Raw genomic sequence first — 17,509 nt, 5'->3', positions numbered from 1 at the left:
GGCTCTGCTCGGCGCCGACGCGGCAAGAGCGACACTGCATCTCCAACCAAGCGACAGGAACAACCGTCTGCGGACCCTTCACCGGCGGGGAACCCGGTAGACGAATAGCGTCCAGAACTCGCCCGAGTCGAGCAGAAAACCGAACGGCGTAGGTGCCGCCGGACGGAATCAGTTCTTGTTGTGGCCCAGTGATCGAGCGTGGAGGACGTCCTTCCAGTACGACTCCCGTTCCAAGACGTGACTGTCGTCGGTACGCATGGACCAGAACTCGAGCAGGGCGAACTGCATGTTGGCGCGAAAGTGGTCCGCTCCCTTCTCGTCCATGAGTTCCTTGAGACCAACGTTGTTCCCGTGGAGAGTCTCGGCGTAGGTGCTCCACCGCTGCCAGATGCCGGTGTCGCCGTAGGCCGACCCGACGTACCGGGCGCCGGTCGTCTGGTCATGGATGACGTAGACGCCCTTCATGTGCTCGAGTGCAATCCGCCAGTCAGGTCGCTGCTGGCTCACGATGACCTGGAGATCGGCGAGCGTGTGGTTGATGCGGCCGTGGCCGGGGAAAGGGTCACCGACGAACGCCTCCTCGAGGATCGACGACACGGTCATCTCGTCGAGGCACGACTCCATGTTTCTGCGCCTCTGTCGACCAGTCAGGTGCAGTCTGACGTAGAGACGGCGGACGAACGACCCCATCAGATCGTTGCGAGCTACAACGTCGTACGAGCGGGCGTGCGGCTCCGGACGCCTTCCGACGACCTCCCAGATCCCACCGAACAGCCACAGCGTCGGGTCGTGGCGATCTTGCGCGAGGGAGAAGATGAGTTGCCGGTTGAAGTCGTTGTTGACGCTGCGCCACGAATTCCACCCCTGCCACTCCGCCGGGTCGTTGGCCAGGACGTCGATGGGGTGTTCCTCGCCGTTGAAGACTGCGCAGTGCAGCTTGCACGTTGTCGCGTCGAAGTCCGCTGGAAGAAGGGAGCCGAGTGCAATCTGCTGCATCGCTCGATCGTACGGACTTCACCGCAACCCGTCTTCGAAATGCGCACCATCGAACCGATCTTCATATGCGTGAGATGGTTGCGTCCCCTCCCGGCGTTTGAGGGCACCCTGTTCGATCCCCACGAGTAGGCGGTAGGGGGCACCCTGGACGCTCGGCTTTTGCTGGGTCCGTGACGGCGTCGTGGTCGTTATCGATGGTGTGGTCGTAGTCGTCGTCGTGGTGGGCTGGCCCACGAGGGTCGCCGCTTGGGTGCCTTCATGGTGCCGCTCGGCCACGGTCACTGAGCCGGCGTTAGGTGACGATCGTCTGATGAGAGCGCCAGGCGCAAGCATCGCGTAGGCTGTTGGACTTCGGGTGATCGCAGTCGTCGGCGGCCTCGGACATGTGCGGGCTCGTGGTGGTAAACACGGGTGGTATGAAACTTGAGGACGAAGGCCTCTCGCACGGACTGCCCGACCGGGTCGTGTATTCGACGCTGTCAGCAAAGCAGAAGGAGATCTACAACTTTCAGAAGGTCGCTGCGCTGCTGGCAGATCATGGCTTCAACTGCATCAAGCTTGCGGACGACTGGAAGGGTGCAGACTTTCTCGCGTACCACAAGGACGGCGATCAGACGTTAAAGGTTCAGCTCAAGGGACGGACGACCATCGCAAAGAAGTATCTCGGGGGTGGGCTGCACATGGCGTTCCCGATACGCGGCGAGTGGCACATCGTCGCGCACGACGTTCTGGTCGAACTGTGCCGAGGGCACACGGACTGGCTCAAGACTGCGTCGTGGGTCGACGCCGGCGGCTACAGCTCTCAAGCGCCGGGGTCGGCGCTGCGTGCAGCGCTCGGACCCTTCAAGCTGGGGTCTGACTGAGATGGCGCCCGAGGAGGCATACGAGAGACTGAGGTTTCTGGTCGGTCCGGTCGCTGAGCACGCCTCTCATCTGAAAGCCGAGGTTCGGCATGTTTGGATCGAAGTGAACTTGCGGATTGAGTTCTACGCTGACGAGCATGGGCCACTCGGGAACGACGGGTCCCGCTGGCATGTCGAAGGGCCCTGGGTCGCCATCACATCCCAGGGCCGAGACACCTGGTTCCGGACCCCGCTTGCGACACCGGACGAGATCCGCGCCGTCCGGCGGCGGCCCGTCCTTCGACGCAACATCGGCGATGATCGCGAGTTCGCGATCTCTGAGCACCACACTCGGGAGGCGATGTTTGTGCTCGTCGGTGCTCCGGTAGACGTACGTCGCTTCAACCTCTAGTTGTGACGACCGGGAACGTTGTCCCTGGCGGGACGGGATTGTTGGTCCGCTGAATAGGTGAGCCCTCCGAGCGAGGCTGGGGTCTGCTGCACGGTTCGGTGACATCTGATCTGGCTTGCCCTCGAGGCGGGCCTGGAAGGATGTTGCTATGCCGAAGCCTTACCCGAAGGAGTTCCGCGACGATGTCGTGAGAGTCGCCCAGAACCGCGAAGAGGGGGTGACGTTGGAGCAGATCGCGAAGGACTTCGGGATCCACCCGATGACCCTGTCGAACTGGCTCTCCCAGTCCGCTGTCGACGCCGGCACCAAGCCCGGCAAGACCACAGCCGACAACGCCGAGCTACGCGAAGCGAACAAGCGCATTCGGCTCCTCGAGCAGGAGAACGAAGTGCTGCGCCGAGCGGCTGCGTATCTGTCTCAGGCGAACCTGCCGGGAAAAGGATCTACCCGCTCGTGACAGAGCTCGCTGCTGATGGGATCCCCGTCACGGTGACGTGTCGGGTGTTGAAGCTCTGCCGCCAGGACTACTACCGCTGGCGCCACGAGCCCGTCACCGACGCGCTGCTCGACGAAGCGCACCTCACCAACGCCCTCTTCGACGCCCATGTCGATGACCCGGAGTTCGGATATCGATTCCTGGCCGACGAAGTTCGAACCGCCGGCTTCGAGGTCGCCGACCGAACCGTGTGGCGAATCTGCCGCGACAACCAGTGGTGGTCAGTGTTTGGCAAGAAGAAGTCGAAGGTATCGAAGCCGGGCGCTCCTGCGCACGACGACCTGGTGAAGCGCGACTTCACCGCTGCCGGGCCTGACGAGTTGTGGCTGACCGACATCACCGAGCACTGGACGAGAGAAGGAAAGCTCTACCTGTGCGCGATCAAAGACGTCTGGTCGAACCGGATCGTTGGCTACTCGATCGACTCACGCATGAAGGCCCGCCTCGCCGTCCAGGCGATCGACAACGCAGCTGCGCGTCGAGGCGGTGACGTGGCCGGCTGCATTCTGCATTCCGACAGAGGATCGCAATTTCGCTCACGGAAAGCCCAGCAGGCGTTGATCCGTCACGGCATGGTCGGCTCGATGGGCCAAGTCGGCTCCGCCGGCGACAACGCCGCGATGGAATCGTTCTTCTCACTGCTCCAGAAGAACGTGCTGAACCGGCGCACCTGGACCACCCGAGAAGAGCTGCGGATCGAGATCGTGACCTGGATCGAACGCACCTACCACCGCCGCCGGCGACAGCCCCGCCTCGGCCGGTTGACCCCGTGATGTTGACCCGGTTCTTTGGACACGGGGTTATGACGGATTCGGCTGGCCGTGGTCGTGGCGCCACTTGTCAGCGTATTCGGTTGGGGTGAGGTGATCGAGGCCGCTCTGGTGTCGTTGCCGGTTGTAGAAGACCTCGATGAACTCGAACAGGTAGGCGTGGCACTCGGCGCGGGTGTCGAACCAGATGCTGCCTCGGATCCACGCGATCTCGACCTTCAATCGAGCCCAGAACGTTTCCATAGCGGCGTTGTCGTAGGCGTCGCCGGTGGAACCGAACGACAGCGACATGTCGGCGTTGCCGGCCGCGAACGCGAAGTCCAGCGACGTGTAGATCGAGCCCTTGTCGGCATGGTGAATCACTTCGGCCGGGTTGCCCGTGCGGGCCAACGCCATCTCGAGCGCGGCGACGACGAGGTTGGTGTCTTGGCGACCGGAGGTGTCCCAGCCAACGATGCCTCGGTGGAACAGGTCGCGGATCCCGGCGAGGTAGAGCTTGCCCTCGCCGGTCTTGAACTCGGTGACGTCAGCGACCCACCGCTGGTTCGGCGCCGACGCTGAGAAGTTCCGGTTCAACAGGTCCGGTGGCCCGCCCAGGTCCGGGCGCCCGCGTCGCCATTTGCGCGGCGAATGCGCCCCGACCAGGTGGTTTGCGCGCATCAGCCGAGCGACTCGGGATCGGGCGACACGGTGACCTCGACGACGCAACTGCCCGTAGACGCGCGGCACGCCGTAGCTGCCGCGAGAGCGCTCGTAGATGTCTTGGATCGTCACCAGGAGTTCGGCATCCGCGATGTCGCGCGCCGACGGCGTGCGGGTGAGCCACGCGTAGAACGACGAACGGGGCACCTCGACGAGGTCGCACATCCGCTTGACATCGAAGGCGCCGAGGTGGTCGTGGACGAAGCGGAAGCGGATCACCGCATCGTCTCGCGGGCGAAATACGCAGCCGCCCGACGAAGGATCTCCTTGTCCGTTTGCAGCTCGATCACCTGCTTACGCAACCGGGCCAACTCGTCGCGTTCGGACTCCGACAACGCAGCAGGATCGCCTGCTCGGCTGTCGGCATCGCGAGCAGCGCGCACCCAGTTCCACAAGGTGCCCTCCGCGATGTTCAACGACCGGGCGACCTCCGCGATCGGGCGACCCGACGATCGGGCGAGTTCGATCGCGTCCTTGCGGAACTGATCGGGGTACTTGTTCGGGCGACCCATCTGGGCCTCCTTCCTACACGGTCTCCCGCGTAATCAGGTGTCCAAGAAACCGGGTCAACATCACCGATCGAATACGAGACCATCATGACCCCGACCGCCAAGGTCGCCTAACAAACGCCACCTGTCACCAGATCGTGCAGCAGACCCGCCGCTGCTTGCGCCGCATCTCAACGCGTTGAGCAGCCTCAGTCAGGCCGTTCAGGGACACTCGTGATGCTCATCGGGCCACGACAGGTCAAACACCAACCCTGACCTGACGCACTTGCCCCGCCAATTCAGGTAGCCAGCTGAGGTGAGCCCGTTGTAGTGGTCCAGTCGTTGTGCGTCTCTTGATGCCCGCCCTGCGGGCAGGAAGAATCAGCAACGACATGACTTCGAAGAAGCGCCGGCGGCACACGCCGGACCAGATCATCCGCAAGCTCGCGGAGGGCAACAAGCTCCTCGCGGGCGGCCAGGACCTCGACGAGGTCTGTCGGCATCTTGAGATCGCCGAGTCGACGTGGAACCGGTGGCTCGCTCAGTACGGCGGGATGAAGGCCAACGACGCGAAGCGTCTCCAGGAGTTGGAGGGCGAGAACGCCCGCTTGAAGAAGCTCCTCGCTGACGCCGAGTTGGATAAGGACATGTTGCGGGAGATTGCTTCGGCAAACTTCTGACCCCGAACCGCAAACGCGACGCCGTCACGGCGTTGCGTACCCGGTTCGGGGTGTCAGAGCGGCGAGCCTGCGCGGTCGTGGGCCTGCATCGCTCGACGATGCGACTGGAGCGGCCACCGACCAACGACGAGGCTGAGCTGCGTGCCTGGCTGCGCGCGTTCTCGACCGAGCGGCCCCGCTGGGGTTGGCGGCGTGCTGCGAAGATGCTGCGCCGGTCCGGTCACCCGGTGAACGACAAGCGCATCCGCCGTCTGTGGCGAGATGAAGGGCTCCGGGTGCCGCAGCGGCGTCGCCGCAAGCGCCTCGTCGGAATCGGGGTCCAGGTCGGTGCGTTCTCGCCGATCCGGCCCGACGTGGTGTGGGCCATGGACTTCCAGTTCGACACCACCGCGGACGGTCGCACGTTGAAGATGTTGAACGTCATCGACGAGCACACGAGAGAGTGCCTAGCGATCGAGGTCGATCGATCCATCGACGCCGACCACGTCGTTGCGGTGCTCGATCGCCTCGCCGTCGAACGTGGCGCACCGGTGTTCGTGCGCTTCGACAACGGCCCCGAGTTCATCGCTCACGCCCTCGATGACTAGTGTCGATTCAACGGCACCGGCGCAATGTTCATCGACGCCGGCTCGCCGTGGCAGAACGCCTGGATCGAGAGCTCCAACGGTCGGCTCCGAGACGAACTCCTCAACGGCTGGCGCTTCGATTCGCTGATCCGCTCGATCCGGCGACCCCAGCAGGTTTCGGTGCAAGCCGCGACCCCTGGGATAGGCGCACGCCTGTCACGGCTCTGCGATACTCGGCGAGGCCATGCGGATCATCGACAACATCAACGAGCTTCTGGGAGATGACCTCAAGGCAGAGGTCTGCGCTGGGTCGAAGTTGCGTATCGCCGCCTCGACGTTCTCGATCTTCGCCTTTGAGGCGCTCCGTAAGGAACTAGAGAAGATCGACGAGTTGGAGTTCGTGTTCACGTCATCGTCGTTCACCGAAGCAGAGGCCACCGGCTACAACCCGAAGACCCGACGTCAGTTCTTCATCCCAAGCGCCTCAAAGAACGAATCCGCACTGTTCGGCAGCGAATTCGAAGTCCGACTCCGCAACCAGTTGACGCAGCGTGCGATCGCTCGAGAGTGTGCTGATTGGGTTCGCCGCAAAGTGCGGTTTCGTTCGAATCGCACGGGTGCGCCGATGCAGAGCTTCGCCGTCGTCGACGATCGCGCTGCTTATCTTCCCCTCCACGGCTTCACGTCGGCCGACCTCGGGTACGAGACGGGTGACGCCGTGTCGAACATGGTGAGCAAGCTTGACGAGGCGCCGATGACAGCGCAGTACGTGCAGCTGTTCGACCAGATCTGGAACAACCCCGACCAGCTTGAAGACGTGACGGACATCGTCCACGACCACATCGCTTCGGTGTACGCCGAGAACTCACCTGAGCGCATCTACTTCCTGATCCTCTACAACCTCTTCGCCGACTTCCTCGACGAGGTGAATGAGGACGTGCTCCCCAACGACAGAACCGGATATCAAGACACGGCGATCTGGAACGCGTTGTACGACTTCCAGCGCGACGCAGCGATCGGTGCGATCAACAAGCTGGAGACATTCAACGGCTGCATCTTGGCTGACAGCGTCGGACTCGGCAAGACGTTCACCGCTCTCGCTGTCATCAAATACTACGAATTGCGCAACAAGTCGGTCCTTGTCCTCGCGCCCAAGAAGCTCGCTGAGAACTGGACCAACTACAATGGCAACTACACCACGAACATTTTTGCCGGCGACCGCCTGAACTACGACGTACTTGCGCACACCGACCTGTCCCGTCACAAGGGCGAGTCGCTCGGTATGCGTCTCGATCGAGTGAACTGGGGCAACTACGACCTCGTGGTGATCGACGAGTCGCACAACTTCCGCAACGCGGACTACGCCGAGGAGAAGGAGTCCCGCTACCAGCGACTGATGCGCCAGGTCATGCGCGAAGGCGTACAGACCAAGGTCCTGATGTTGTCAGCGACGCCGGTGAACAACCGTTTCTACGACCTGAAGAATCAGCTCCAGCTCGCCTACGAGGGTGAGTCTGACAATCTCGCCAAGCACCTCAACTTGTCATCGACGGTCGAGAAGGTGTTCAGCGACGCCCAACGGGCGTTCAACGAGTGGTCGAAGCTGCCGGCCGGTCAGCGAACCGCCGGCGCCATTCTCGACATGCTCGATTTCGACTTCTTCGAGCTGCTGGACGCGGTGACCATCGCCCGATCCCGAAAGCACATCCAGGGGTTCTACGACATGACCGAGATCGGCGCCTTCCCTGAGCGCCGCCTGCCGATATCGAAGCGAACGCCGCTCACCGACCTGCCCGACGTCTTGTCATTCAACGAGATCTTCGAGCAGCTCCAGCTGCTGAACCTGAGCGTGTACACCCCGCTCGCCTACGTGTTCCCGAGCCGTATTGCGAAGTATGAGGACATGTACAACGCGGGTTCGAGCGGCAGCAGGGCCAACCTGGGTCAGAGCGGTCGAGAACAGGGCCTCAAGCAGCTCATGACCGTCAATCTGTTGAAGCGCCTGGAGAGCTCGGTCCAGGCCTTCCGGCTCACGCTGGGCAAGATCGAGTCAGCTGTCGACGGCCTCCTGACGAAGCTCGATAGCCACGACGAATCGATCACGGATCTTGACGTGGACGTTGCCGACCTCGACGCCGACGACGACGAGGCCGAGGCGGAGCTGCTTGCCTTCGGCGACAAGATCAGGATCGACCTCGCCGACGTCGATGTCGAATCGTGGCAGCGCGATCTCTGGCATGATCGGGAAACACTTCGCGAGCTGCTGGAAGTGATGCGCCGGGTCACTCCCGAGCACGATTCGAAGCTGGTCGAGCTGAAGCGTCTTGTGCTCGACAAGGCCGCCAACCCGATCAACGATGGGAACCAGAAGGTGCTCATCTTCTCGGCCTTTGCCGACACGGCTGAGTACCTGTATCGCGAGTTGGTCCCAGCCGTGCAGTCAGCCGGTCTCGATGCTGCGCTGGTCACCGGTGGCGGGCATGGTGGACGTACACCGCTGGGCACTGGATACGACTTTCAACAAGTCCTCACTCTGTTCTCGCCTAGGTCGAAGCAACGTGAACTGACGATGCCGGGCGATGTGAGCGAGATCGACGTACTCATCGGCACCGACTGCATTAGCGAGGGCCAGAACCTGCAGGACTGCGACTATCTCGTCAACTACGACATTCACTGGAACCCGGTGAGGATCATCCAGCGATTCGGCCGCATCGATCGCATCGGTTCGACAAACGCGGAGATCCAGCTCGTCAACTTCTGGCCCGACCTCACGCTCGACGAGTACATCAACCTGAAGGAGCGCGTCGAGAACCGCATGGTCATCGCCGACCTCGCCGCGACCGCTGATGACAACGTGCTCACTCAGGAGTCGAGCGACACGGCGTTCCGTCGAGAACAGCTCCGACGATTGCAGGACGAAGTCATCGAGTTGGAGGATGTTCGAACTGGCGTATCGATCACCGACCTGGGCTTGAACGACTTCCGAATGGATCTGCTCGGCTACGTCGAGGAGTACGGCGACCCGTCCACCGCGCCGAAGGGCCTGCACGCCGTCGTGACGGCGCAGCCTCACAAAGGACTACAACCGGGAGTGCTGTTCGCGCTGAGGAACGTCATCGCAGACGAGCACATCAACCGCGGCAACCGCCTCCACCCTCACTACCTCGTCTACCTCGATGACAATGGCAACGTTATTGCCGACCACACCGAGGTCAAGCACCTCCTCGATCTGATTCGGGCCGGATGTCGTGGCGTCAGCGAACCGATTGCTGATGTCTGCCGAATCTTCAACGACGCAACAAACGACGGCAGCGACATGGCGCCGTACTCCGAGCTGCTGACCTCGGCTATCCGCTCCATGATCGACGTCACCGACGAACAAGACCTCGACAGTCTGTTCACGGCCGGCGGCACAACCGCACTTACCCAGACGATCGCCGGCCTCGACGACTTCGAACTGATCGCCTTCCTCGCCATCATCGCGCCCAACGAAGTAGCCACTCCGTGACGGTGTCGACGCTCTACCGTTGGCCAGCATCGGCCCACTTTGGCCGTGTCGTGCCGAAGACCAAGTTCTACGAGCACGGCACGATCACAAAAGCAGTCCGCGACAAGTTCGTCGCCGAGGTACAGCGGATCACCTGGGCGTACAAGCTGGCCGACTCAACCGTTCACCTGCGGGGCTCGGATGCCGTTCCCGAGATCCAGGTGTTCGTGATCGACGCCAAACGCAATGACGTGAGCAATGGGGTGATCACAGCCATCGACAAGACAGTTCGGTTCCCCGTTATTTTCGAGGTCAGACGAAACGGCGGCGGCAATGCTGGCACTCGGATGGTTGCAACCCCCAAGCGGTTGACCGGCGCCAAGCCCATGCTGACCGGCTCTTTCACCACAGACTGGATCCCGCCAGAGCGGGAACGCACACCACTTCCCACGGCTCTCGATCTACCCGCTCTCTACTCGGCGCTGCTCGGCCCGATGCTGCCAGTGGAGTCTCGAGCAGGAGAACCATTCGCCGAAACAACGTTGCGTGTCGAGGAACTTCTCAAGCTCGACCGCAAGATAGCTACCTTGGAGCGTCGGCTTCGAACGGAGTCGCAGTTCAACCGCAAGGTTGAACTGCGACGACAGCTGCGAGAATGTGTCGCGGTACTCGAAGCCCTCAGATATTCCGACCGACCAAACGCGGACCAACAGATCCGCACAGAAGCATGATGGACCGACGGAGGATGAATCCCGCCGACTTCACCTATCGGGAGACTGCACGGATAGCCATGCAGTTCCCGACGGTGAACACTGAGTCTCTAGACCGCAGCCCAGTAGCACCGCGATATTTTGACTGGACACCTCAGGACTTGTGCGGCGATGCCGTGCAGGGGCCGCCCCAATGCAACCATGTTTCTCACCAACCCAGAATGAGCCGCAACGCGCTGTCCAAGACCCCTACCACCCCGAAATCCGGCAGACCAACACTCCTCGAAAAGCCACTGATCGATTCGGATTCGGACACTTCAGCCGGACCGTGCGGAAGCTCTGGGTGGCGGAGCTCTTCGACACGGATGACGCCAACCCGCTGTCTGCACGCGGACGGATTGCCTCGACCACGGACCAGCGTTTCGGCCGCTTTCGGCTTGAACCTGCAGCTCTCGCTGACCCGGCAAACTTCCTCCGCCCTAAGTGCTTGCAGCCATCATTCTGCGTTGTATTCCGACGAAGCTGAGCCGCGGGCATGACCAACAAACGCGAGATCGAAGCAGTACTACAACACGTAACGATTAACTCAATTCGAGACGTCCTTGTGGAAGGGCTCACCGACCCGAGCTATCGACAGTTCAGGTTCAGCGTCGCCTTCGCTCGTTGGTCTGGACTCTTTCTGCTCGACGAATCGCTCCAGACGTTTGCAGGAAGGCGCGGAACATCCATCGTTGGTTACGTAGGCACTGATCTTGGAGGCACAACGATCGAGGCACTGACCTACTTGAGCGAACTCCGCAATGGGAGCATCTACGTCGTTCAATCCAACATGAATCGCGTCATTTTCCATCCAAAGGTGTACGAGTTCTCCGGTCCGGATGGTTGGTTGCTCGCCGTCGGATCGTCGAATCTGACGATGGGAGGAATACTGGGGAATGTCGAGGCATCTGCGATTGTTCGTGGTCGGGGTGCAGTACCTCCCTCGGCGGAGGTCTTCCGCTACTTCGAGCCGGCTGATCCGTTCACCTCCGACCACGTGCGCAAGGTGACCCCTGCACTACTGGCCGAGATTGCGCCCGCACTGGACCCTTACACGCGTCGATCGCCCGACTCACCACGCTCGGGTAGCCACCAGTTAGCGCCGCTGGCGCCCAACCTTTCGCTTCCGAACCCAGGTCGTCCGCCTTCATTGGATGGCAACCGAGGACGTCAGCAAGCTCGACGAGGCAAGAAGCCGAAGTCACGTATCGTCAAGCCCAGCGGTTCCGCATCGCGCACCCTGGAGACACTCTTCGTGGAGATGTGGGATGAAACACGTGACGGCACCCAGGTGCAGCTTCCCAAGAAGGTGTTCACTCAGTACTTCGGGGCAGCGGCCGATGCTGTTACATGGATCCGGCTGCACGCACCTGGCGGGCGGCAGTACTCCATACGGTTGCAGGGATTCCCGAACGCTACATTTAGGATCTCCCTACCGTTCGTCGGGCAGGCGCAAAGCGGCGATGGCCGACGGGCCGTCTTGCGGTTCGATCGCATCGAACAAGACGAGTACATCTGTGCCGTCGCCGAGCAAGGTGACTCCGCATACGAGGCTTGGCTCGCCGCATGCACCCAGCAGAGAAGCAGTAGTTCTAAGAGATTTGGCACCATTGCGACCAGCCAAGCCCCAAGTCCGCCGCTTCAGGAATGACTCCACGTCGCCCCGAATTTCCAAAATCGAGCAGCTTTCCGGACTGCTCGACAATTGCGCCGCATTGTCGCATTTCGGGTGTCGCTCGCACGAACCTACAGCCTCACATATCCCCGCCATTCGGCTCGGCCCGACCAGCCCAGTACTGTTCTCGCTAGGAGCGAAAAATGATGGACAAGCTGAAGACTTACTCCGCTGACCTAGTCGAAAGGAACGTCAACCTAATCGCCGAACTTTTCCCGGAGGTCGCTAGCGAACGGCTTGACGATGGTGGCAACCCAGTGGTGGCCGTCGACTTCGATCTGCTCCGGCAGGAGCTGTCCGACCATGTAGTTGACGGCATGCAGGAGCGCTACCAGCTCGACTGGCCTGGCAAGCGTGCAGCCCAACTCGCCGCAAACGCACCAGTCGCCAAGACGCTCCGTCCTACTCGAGACGAGTCCGTCAGCTTCGACACGACAAAGAACCTCTTCATTGAGGGCGACAACCTCGACGCCCTGAAGCTCCTCCAAGAGTCGTACCTCGGCAAGATCAAGCTGATCTACATCGACCCGCCGTACAACACCGGCAACGACTTCGTTTACAACGATGACTTTGCGGCGAGTTCAGGAGGATATCTCTCTCAGTCAGGACAGACAGATGACGATGGTGCGCGACTGTCGACCAACACCGAGACGAACGGCCGATTCCACTCCGATTGGCTGAGCATGATCTATCCGCGTCTGAGACTGGCGCGCAGTCTCCTCAGCGACGACGGCTCGATCTTCGTCAGTTGTGACTTCCACGAGAGCGGCAATCTTCGCATACTTCTCGATGAGGTGTTCGGCAGGTACAACTTCGTCGCAGAGTTCGTGTGGCAGCACAGCGTGCAGCCCAAAGGATACAACAAGAAGGTATCGGTTCACCATAACACCATCTACTGCTACAGGCGCGGTGAGGCATTTTCCTTGCGTGCCCTTGAACGCACCGCCGAACACAACCGCAACTATCGAAACCCTGACAACGATCCTCGGGGATTGTGGAGAGCAGGGGATGTTCGGAACGCTCTCTTTCGCGCAAACCTGCGCTACCCTCTCCCGACTCCGAACGGTGGGGTGATCGAACCGCCCGACAACGGCTGGCGGTGGAGCCGCGAGACTATTCAAGCAAAGATTGACAGCGGTGAGATCGTCTTCAACGACGATCAGACCTCGATAACTCGGAAGATCTATCTGGACACGCTTGAAGGCAGAGCGGTTGAGTCGCTCTGGCTGGGCACCCAGGTTGGAACGACACGAGATGCGGCAAAGGAAGTAAAGCAACTGTTCGATGGGAAGGCGCTATTCGACACTCCGAAGCCTACGAAGCTCATCGAGCAGATTCTTTGGATCGCCGGCGTTGACGAAGGCGATGTCGTAATGGACTTCTTTGCTGGATCCGGCACGACCGCAGATGCTGTTCTGCGCTCTAATGCCCGGGACGGGAAGGACCGCTCGTGGATTCTTGTTCAGATGGCGGAGGAACTCCCAGCGAACAGCGACGCTAGAGAACTGGGCTATGGAGACATTGCCAACTTGGCGCGTGAGCGCGTCCGACGCGCCGGCGCTCGCGTAGTCGAGAATGCTGGTTTGACGGGATCTCGTCTCGATGTGGGGTTCCGCGCAATGACGGTGGACAGCACCAATGTGACCGAGGTGATGCAACTGCCCGACAACATCACGCAGTCGACTCTTTCGGGCCTCGAGAACAGCATAAAACCAGGCCGTACTGGGGAGGACCTGCTGTTCCAAGTTCTCCTCTCCTGGGGTCTGGATCTGAGCATGGGAATCCGCGTTGAAGCAATCGACGGCCACGAGGTCTTTGTTGTCGAAGAAGGAGCCCTCATCGCCTGCTTCGATCGCCAAGTCGGGCCCGAGCTGGTGCGGGGAATCGCTGACCGTGAACCACTACGTGTCGTGCTTCGCGACTCGTGCTTTGCATCGGACGCCGATCGGATCAACGCCGAGCAGATCTTCACCGAGGTGTCGCCATCGACCGACGTCAAGGTCATCTGAGAAGATGAAACTGCAGTTCAAGGTCCAGAAGTACCAAACTGACGCTGTTGATGCCGTGGTCGATTGCTTCGCAGGCCAGCCAAAGAGCAGTGGCGTTTCGTACCGGATCGACCCCGGCCGCACCGCAGCCCTGAACCAAGAAACGCTCGAGTTCGGTGAGTCGTTGCACTCCGGACTGCGGAACGGGGAGATCCTGCTGAGCCCCGTTCAGGTGCTCGACAACCTCCAGGCTTTTCAGCGAACACGCGGTCTACCGCTTGCCAAGAAGCTCAGTGACAGCAGGGCGGCTCCCGGCGCTCCGAACCTCGACATAGAGATGGAGACCGGCACGGGTAAGACCTACGTGTACATCAAGACGATGATGGAACTCCACCAGCGCTACGGGTGGAGCAAGTACATCGTCGTCGTGCCGAGCGTCGCGATCCGTGAGGGTGTCATGAAGTCGTTCGACATCACCGCCGACCACTTCCAACAGCTCTACGGCACCAAGCCGCGCGCATTCATCTACAACTCCTCGCAACTCCACGAAGTTGAGCGATTCAGCTCCGACGGTGGCGTGCAGGTGATGATCATCAACATCCAGGCGTTCAACGCCCGCGGTAGGGACCAGCGCCGCATCTATGACGAACTCGACGACTTCCAGTCACGCCGACCGATCGATGTCATCAAAGCAAACCGGCCGATCGCCATCATCGACGAGCCGCAGAAGATGGGGGCGGACAAGTCGCTCAAGGCGCTCGCTGAGTTCAACGCGCTGATGATCCTTCGCTACTCAGCGACGCACCGAGTCGAGCACACCAAGGTCCATCGTCTCGACGCCGTTGATGCTTACAACCAGAAGCTCGTCAAGCGCATCGCAGTCCGCGGCATCACCGTGAAGGGGCTGGCGGGCTCGACCGCCTACCTGTACCTCGACGGCATCGAGGTCAAGAAGGGCCAGCAGCCAGCGGCGCGCATCGAACTCGAGGTCCAGACCAAAGGCGGCCCCATTGCGCGCCAGACCAAACGGGTCACCATGGGGTCGCGCCTCCACGACCTCGCCAACGGTGTCGAGGCCTACCGCGAGCTCGTCGTCACGAATGTCGATGCGGTTCGAGACGTAATCGAGCTCAGCAACGGTGACACCGTCGTGGCTGGTCAGTTGGCAGACCGAGATGTCACTGAGGATCAGAAGCGTCGCATCCAGATTCGCGAAGTGATCAGAGCCCACCTCGACAAGGAACGCGAACTGTTCCACCAGGGAATCAAGGTGTTGTCCCTGTTTTTCATCGACGAGGTCGCCAAGTACCGCGACTACGCCCAGGAAGACACACTCGGCGACTACGCCCGCGTCTTCGAGGAGGAGTACTCGCTCGCCATCGCCGACATCTTCGACGAACTCGAACTGGACGAAGCCACCACCGCCTACCGCGAGTACCTCCAGCGAGACGAGGTACGCAGCGTGCATGAGGGCTACTTCTCGATCGACAAGAAGTCCAAGCACCTCGTCGACCCGAAGATCAACAAGACCGGAGAGGACAAGGGCCAGTCGAGCGACGTCGATGCGTATGACCTCATCCTCAAAGACAAGGAACGCCTGCTGTCGCTCACCGAGCCGGTGCGGTTCATCTTCTCCCACTCGGCGCTCCGAGAGGGGTGGGACAACCCGAACGTGTTCGTCATGGGAATGCTCAAGAAGAGCGACAACACGATCTCCCGTCGCCAGGAGATCGGACGTGGCCTGCGTCTTGCGGTCAATCAGCACGGCGAGCGGATGGACGACCCGAACACCGTGCACGACATCAACGAACTCACGGTGGTGACCGATGAGTCGTACACCGACTTCGTCACAGGGCTCCAGAAGGAGATCGCTGAATCGCTTTCGGCCAGGCCACGCAAGGCGACCGCCGAGTTCTTCACAGGCAAGGTGGTCACGCGAGTCGACGGTGACGGCGATGAGCACGAACTCAAGCTCACACCTGACCATGCAAAGCAGCTTCAGCACTGGCTCACAGTGAACGGATACACCGACTACGAACACCACCTGACCGACGAGTGGCTCCAACTCAACAAGGCAGATGCAGCGCCGCTGCCATCGGGTCTCGAGCCCTTCGCACCGCAGATTGCGGAACTCATCGACTCCCTCCACCTCGACATTCCAATCGGTGACGGACGCAAGCCGAAGCAGATCCCCCTGAACGAGGCGAACTTCAACAAGAAGGAGTTCCAGGAACTCTGGGCGCGCATCAACCACAAGGCCGTGTACCAAGTCGAGTTCGACTCGACCGAGCTGATCACCAAGTGCATCGCTTCTCTCGACAAGAGCCTCACGGTCACTGCGCTGCAGTACGTCATCGTCCAAGGCCAACAAGACGCAACCGTCGAGGTCGACAACCTCGCGAAAGCTGAGACTTTCAAAGTCACGAAGACAAGCACCGAAGCCGAGGCGGTCACGGCTTCGTCTCAGGTGCGCTACGACCTCCTCGGTGAGATCACGGAGAAGACGCAACTCACCCGCCGAACTGCTAGCGCGATCCTGCAGGGTGTGCAGCCGGGCACGTTCGGCAAGTACCGCCAGAATCCCGAACAGTTCATCACCGAGGCCGCCAAGCTCATCAACGAGCAGAAGGCGGCCGTCATTGTCGAGCACCTAACATACGACACCCTCGCCGATCGTCACGACACGGCCATCTTCACGGAGAACCAGACAAAGCAGGACTTCTCCAAAGCCGGCAGCAAGTTGAAGAAGCACGTGTACGACTACGTCGTCACCGACTCAAAGATCGAACGATCGTTTGTGACCGAACTCGATACGAGTTCCGAGGTGGTCGTCTACGCGAAGCTGCCGCGCGGATTCTTCATCCCGACGCCCGTCGGCAACTACAACCCCGACTGGGCCATCGCGTTCCAAGAGGGCACCGTCAGGCACGTGTACTTCGTCGCGGAGACGAAGGGTTCGCTCGAATCCCTCCAACTCAAGGGCGTGGAGAACGCCAAGATCGAGTGCGCGCGGAAATTCTTCGCAACCCTCGGGGAGTCCGACGAACGGGCGGTGAAGTACAACGTGGTGACCGACTATGGCGAACTCATGCAGCTTGTGGGTAGCGCAAGTTGATCTGGAGTCGACCGCTCACGCCCGCCGCCACCCGGACACGGTCGGCGCCGTGCCCACAACGTGCCCACAACAGGGGTTCACAGCGGTCAAGAGGGACTATCCTCGTGATTTCACACCAACAACAGCAAGTCCCATGCCCTGGCACGAAACACCAGGTCACGTGGCTTGTCGGCGTTTCCCTCGGCTAAGGTTGAGGGTCTTCGCGGATGTAGTTCAATGGTAGAACATCAGCTTCCCAAGCTGAGAACGCGGGTTCGATTCCCGTCATCCGCTCCACGCCCTGATCAGGCGAAACGCCTGGCCAGAGTGCCGAGCTCATCGCACGGCCGGGCTCGCGTCACGGGCTGAGTCGGCTCGGATGATCGGTTCGGATCCGAACCCGGTGAGCCGTTCGTGATGGACATCGTCATCGAACAGCCCGAAGCCGGCCGCTCGACCGCCGCCCATCGGCTTCGACGACAGACGCTTCGCCATCGGCGGGGTCCTTCCCATCGTGGCGACCATCGTGGCCGCTCGTCACCGATGTGACGGCGCAGACCGACG

Annotated in this window: 10 protein-coding genes, 1 tRNA gene and 1 pseudogene; 9 read left to right on the top strand and 3 right to left on the bottom strand. The window is 61.1% G+C overall.

All coding sequences use genetic code 11. From position 1 onward, the window contains the following. Positions 1-168 precede the first annotated feature (168 nt). Complete coding sequence (locus ACOOHC_RS02160; protein WP_420452372.1) at positions 169-996, bottom strand: GIY-YIG nuclease family protein; 828 nt, start codon at positions 994-996, stop codon at positions 169-171. A 416-nt stretch (positions 997-1,412) separates the two neighbouring features. Between ACOOHC_RS02160 and ACOOHC_RS02155 the strand changes: the two genes are divergently transcribed. Both ACOOHC_RS02155 and ACOOHC_RS02150 read left to right on the top strand, forming a co-directional pair. Further along, the gene (locus tag ACOOHC_RS02155) at positions 1,413-1,859 is read left to right on the top strand and encodes a hypothetical protein (protein ID WP_420452371.1); all 447 of its coding nucleotides are present in this window, start codon (positions 1,413-1,415) and stop codon (positions 1,857-1,859) included. A gap of 539 nt (positions 1,860-2,398) precedes the next feature. Beyond that, positions 2,399-3,519 (top strand): IS3 family transposase gene (locus ACOOHC_RS02150; RefSeq protein ID WP_420452370.1). Its coding sequence is split into 2 segments (ribosomal slippage): positions 2,399-2,683 and positions 2,686-3,519, totalling 1,119 coding nucleotides; the frame shifts between segments, so codons are not numbered across the junction. A 27-nt stretch (positions 3,520-3,546) separates the two neighbouring features. On the opposite strand, the gene ACOOHC_RS02145 is transcribed toward ACOOHC_RS02150, so the two are convergent. Further along, positions 3,547-4,383 carry an IS3 family transposase gene (locus ACOOHC_RS02145; protein WP_420452369.1) on the bottom strand — a complete coding sequence of 279 codons (837 nt, stop codon included), beginning with the start codon at positions 4,381-4,383 and terminating at the stop codon, positions 3,547-3,549. Positions 4,384-4,433: 50 nt separating this feature from the next. Beyond that, complete coding sequence (locus tag ACOOHC_RS02140) at positions 4,434-4,730, bottom strand: transposase (protein WP_420452368.1); 297 nt, start codon at positions 4,728-4,730, stop codon at positions 4,434-4,436. A 368-nt stretch (positions 4,731-5,098) separates the two neighbouring features. On the opposite strand from ACOOHC_RS02140, the pseudogene ACOOHC_RS02135 reads away from it, so the two are divergent. The 7 genes and pseudogenes from ACOOHC_RS02135 to ACOOHC_RS02105 form a co-directional block, all read left to right on the top strand. Then, positions 5,099-6,108: pseudogene (locus tag ACOOHC_RS02135) on the top strand (IS3 family transposase); the annotation flags it as partial. A gap of 88 nt (positions 6,109-6,196) precedes the next feature. Further along, positions 6,197-9,460 carry a helicase-related protein gene (locus tag ACOOHC_RS02130; protein ID WP_420452367.1) on the top strand — a complete coding sequence of 1,088 codons (3,264 nt, stop codon included), beginning with the start codon at positions 6,197-6,199 and terminating at the stop codon, positions 9,458-9,460. Beyond that, complete coding sequence (locus ACOOHC_RS02125; protein WP_420452366.1) at positions 9,457-10,170, top strand: DUF4391 domain-containing protein; 714 nt, start codon at positions 9,457-9,459, stop codon at positions 10,168-10,170. Before ACOOHC_RS02130 ends, ACOOHC_RS02125 begins: the two co-directional genes overlap by 4 nt. Positions 10,171-10,684: 514 nt before the next feature. Beyond that, a complete protein-coding gene (locus ACOOHC_RS02120) occupies positions 10,685-11,839 on the top strand; it encodes a hypothetical protein (protein WP_420452365.1) in 1,155 nt (384 codons plus the stop codon). A 170-nt stretch (positions 11,840-12,009) separates the two neighbouring features. Beyond that, complete coding sequence (locus tag ACOOHC_RS02115; RefSeq protein WP_420453844.1) at positions 12,010-13,872, top strand: site-specific DNA-methyltransferase; 1,863 nt, start codon at positions 12,010-12,012, stop codon at positions 13,870-13,872. 4 nt (positions 13,873-13,876) lie between these two features. After that, entirely contained in the window at positions 13,877-16,966 is a 3,090-nt protein-coding gene (locus ACOOHC_RS02110; RefSeq protein ID WP_420452364.1) for a type III restriction-modification system endonuclease, read from the top strand. A gap of 202 nt (positions 16,967-17,168) precedes the next feature. Next, a tRNA-Gly gene (locus tag ACOOHC_RS02105) sits at positions 17,169-17,242 on the top strand. Positions 17,243-17,509: the final 267 nt, after the last annotated feature.

This window comes from Ilumatobacter sp. (assembly GCF_965215205.1).
Taxonomy (GTDB): Bacteria; Actinomycetota; Acidimicrobiia; order Acidimicrobiales; family Ilumatobacteraceae; genus Ilumatobacter_A.
This window is presented reverse-complemented; position numbering and strand designations above follow the sequence as displayed.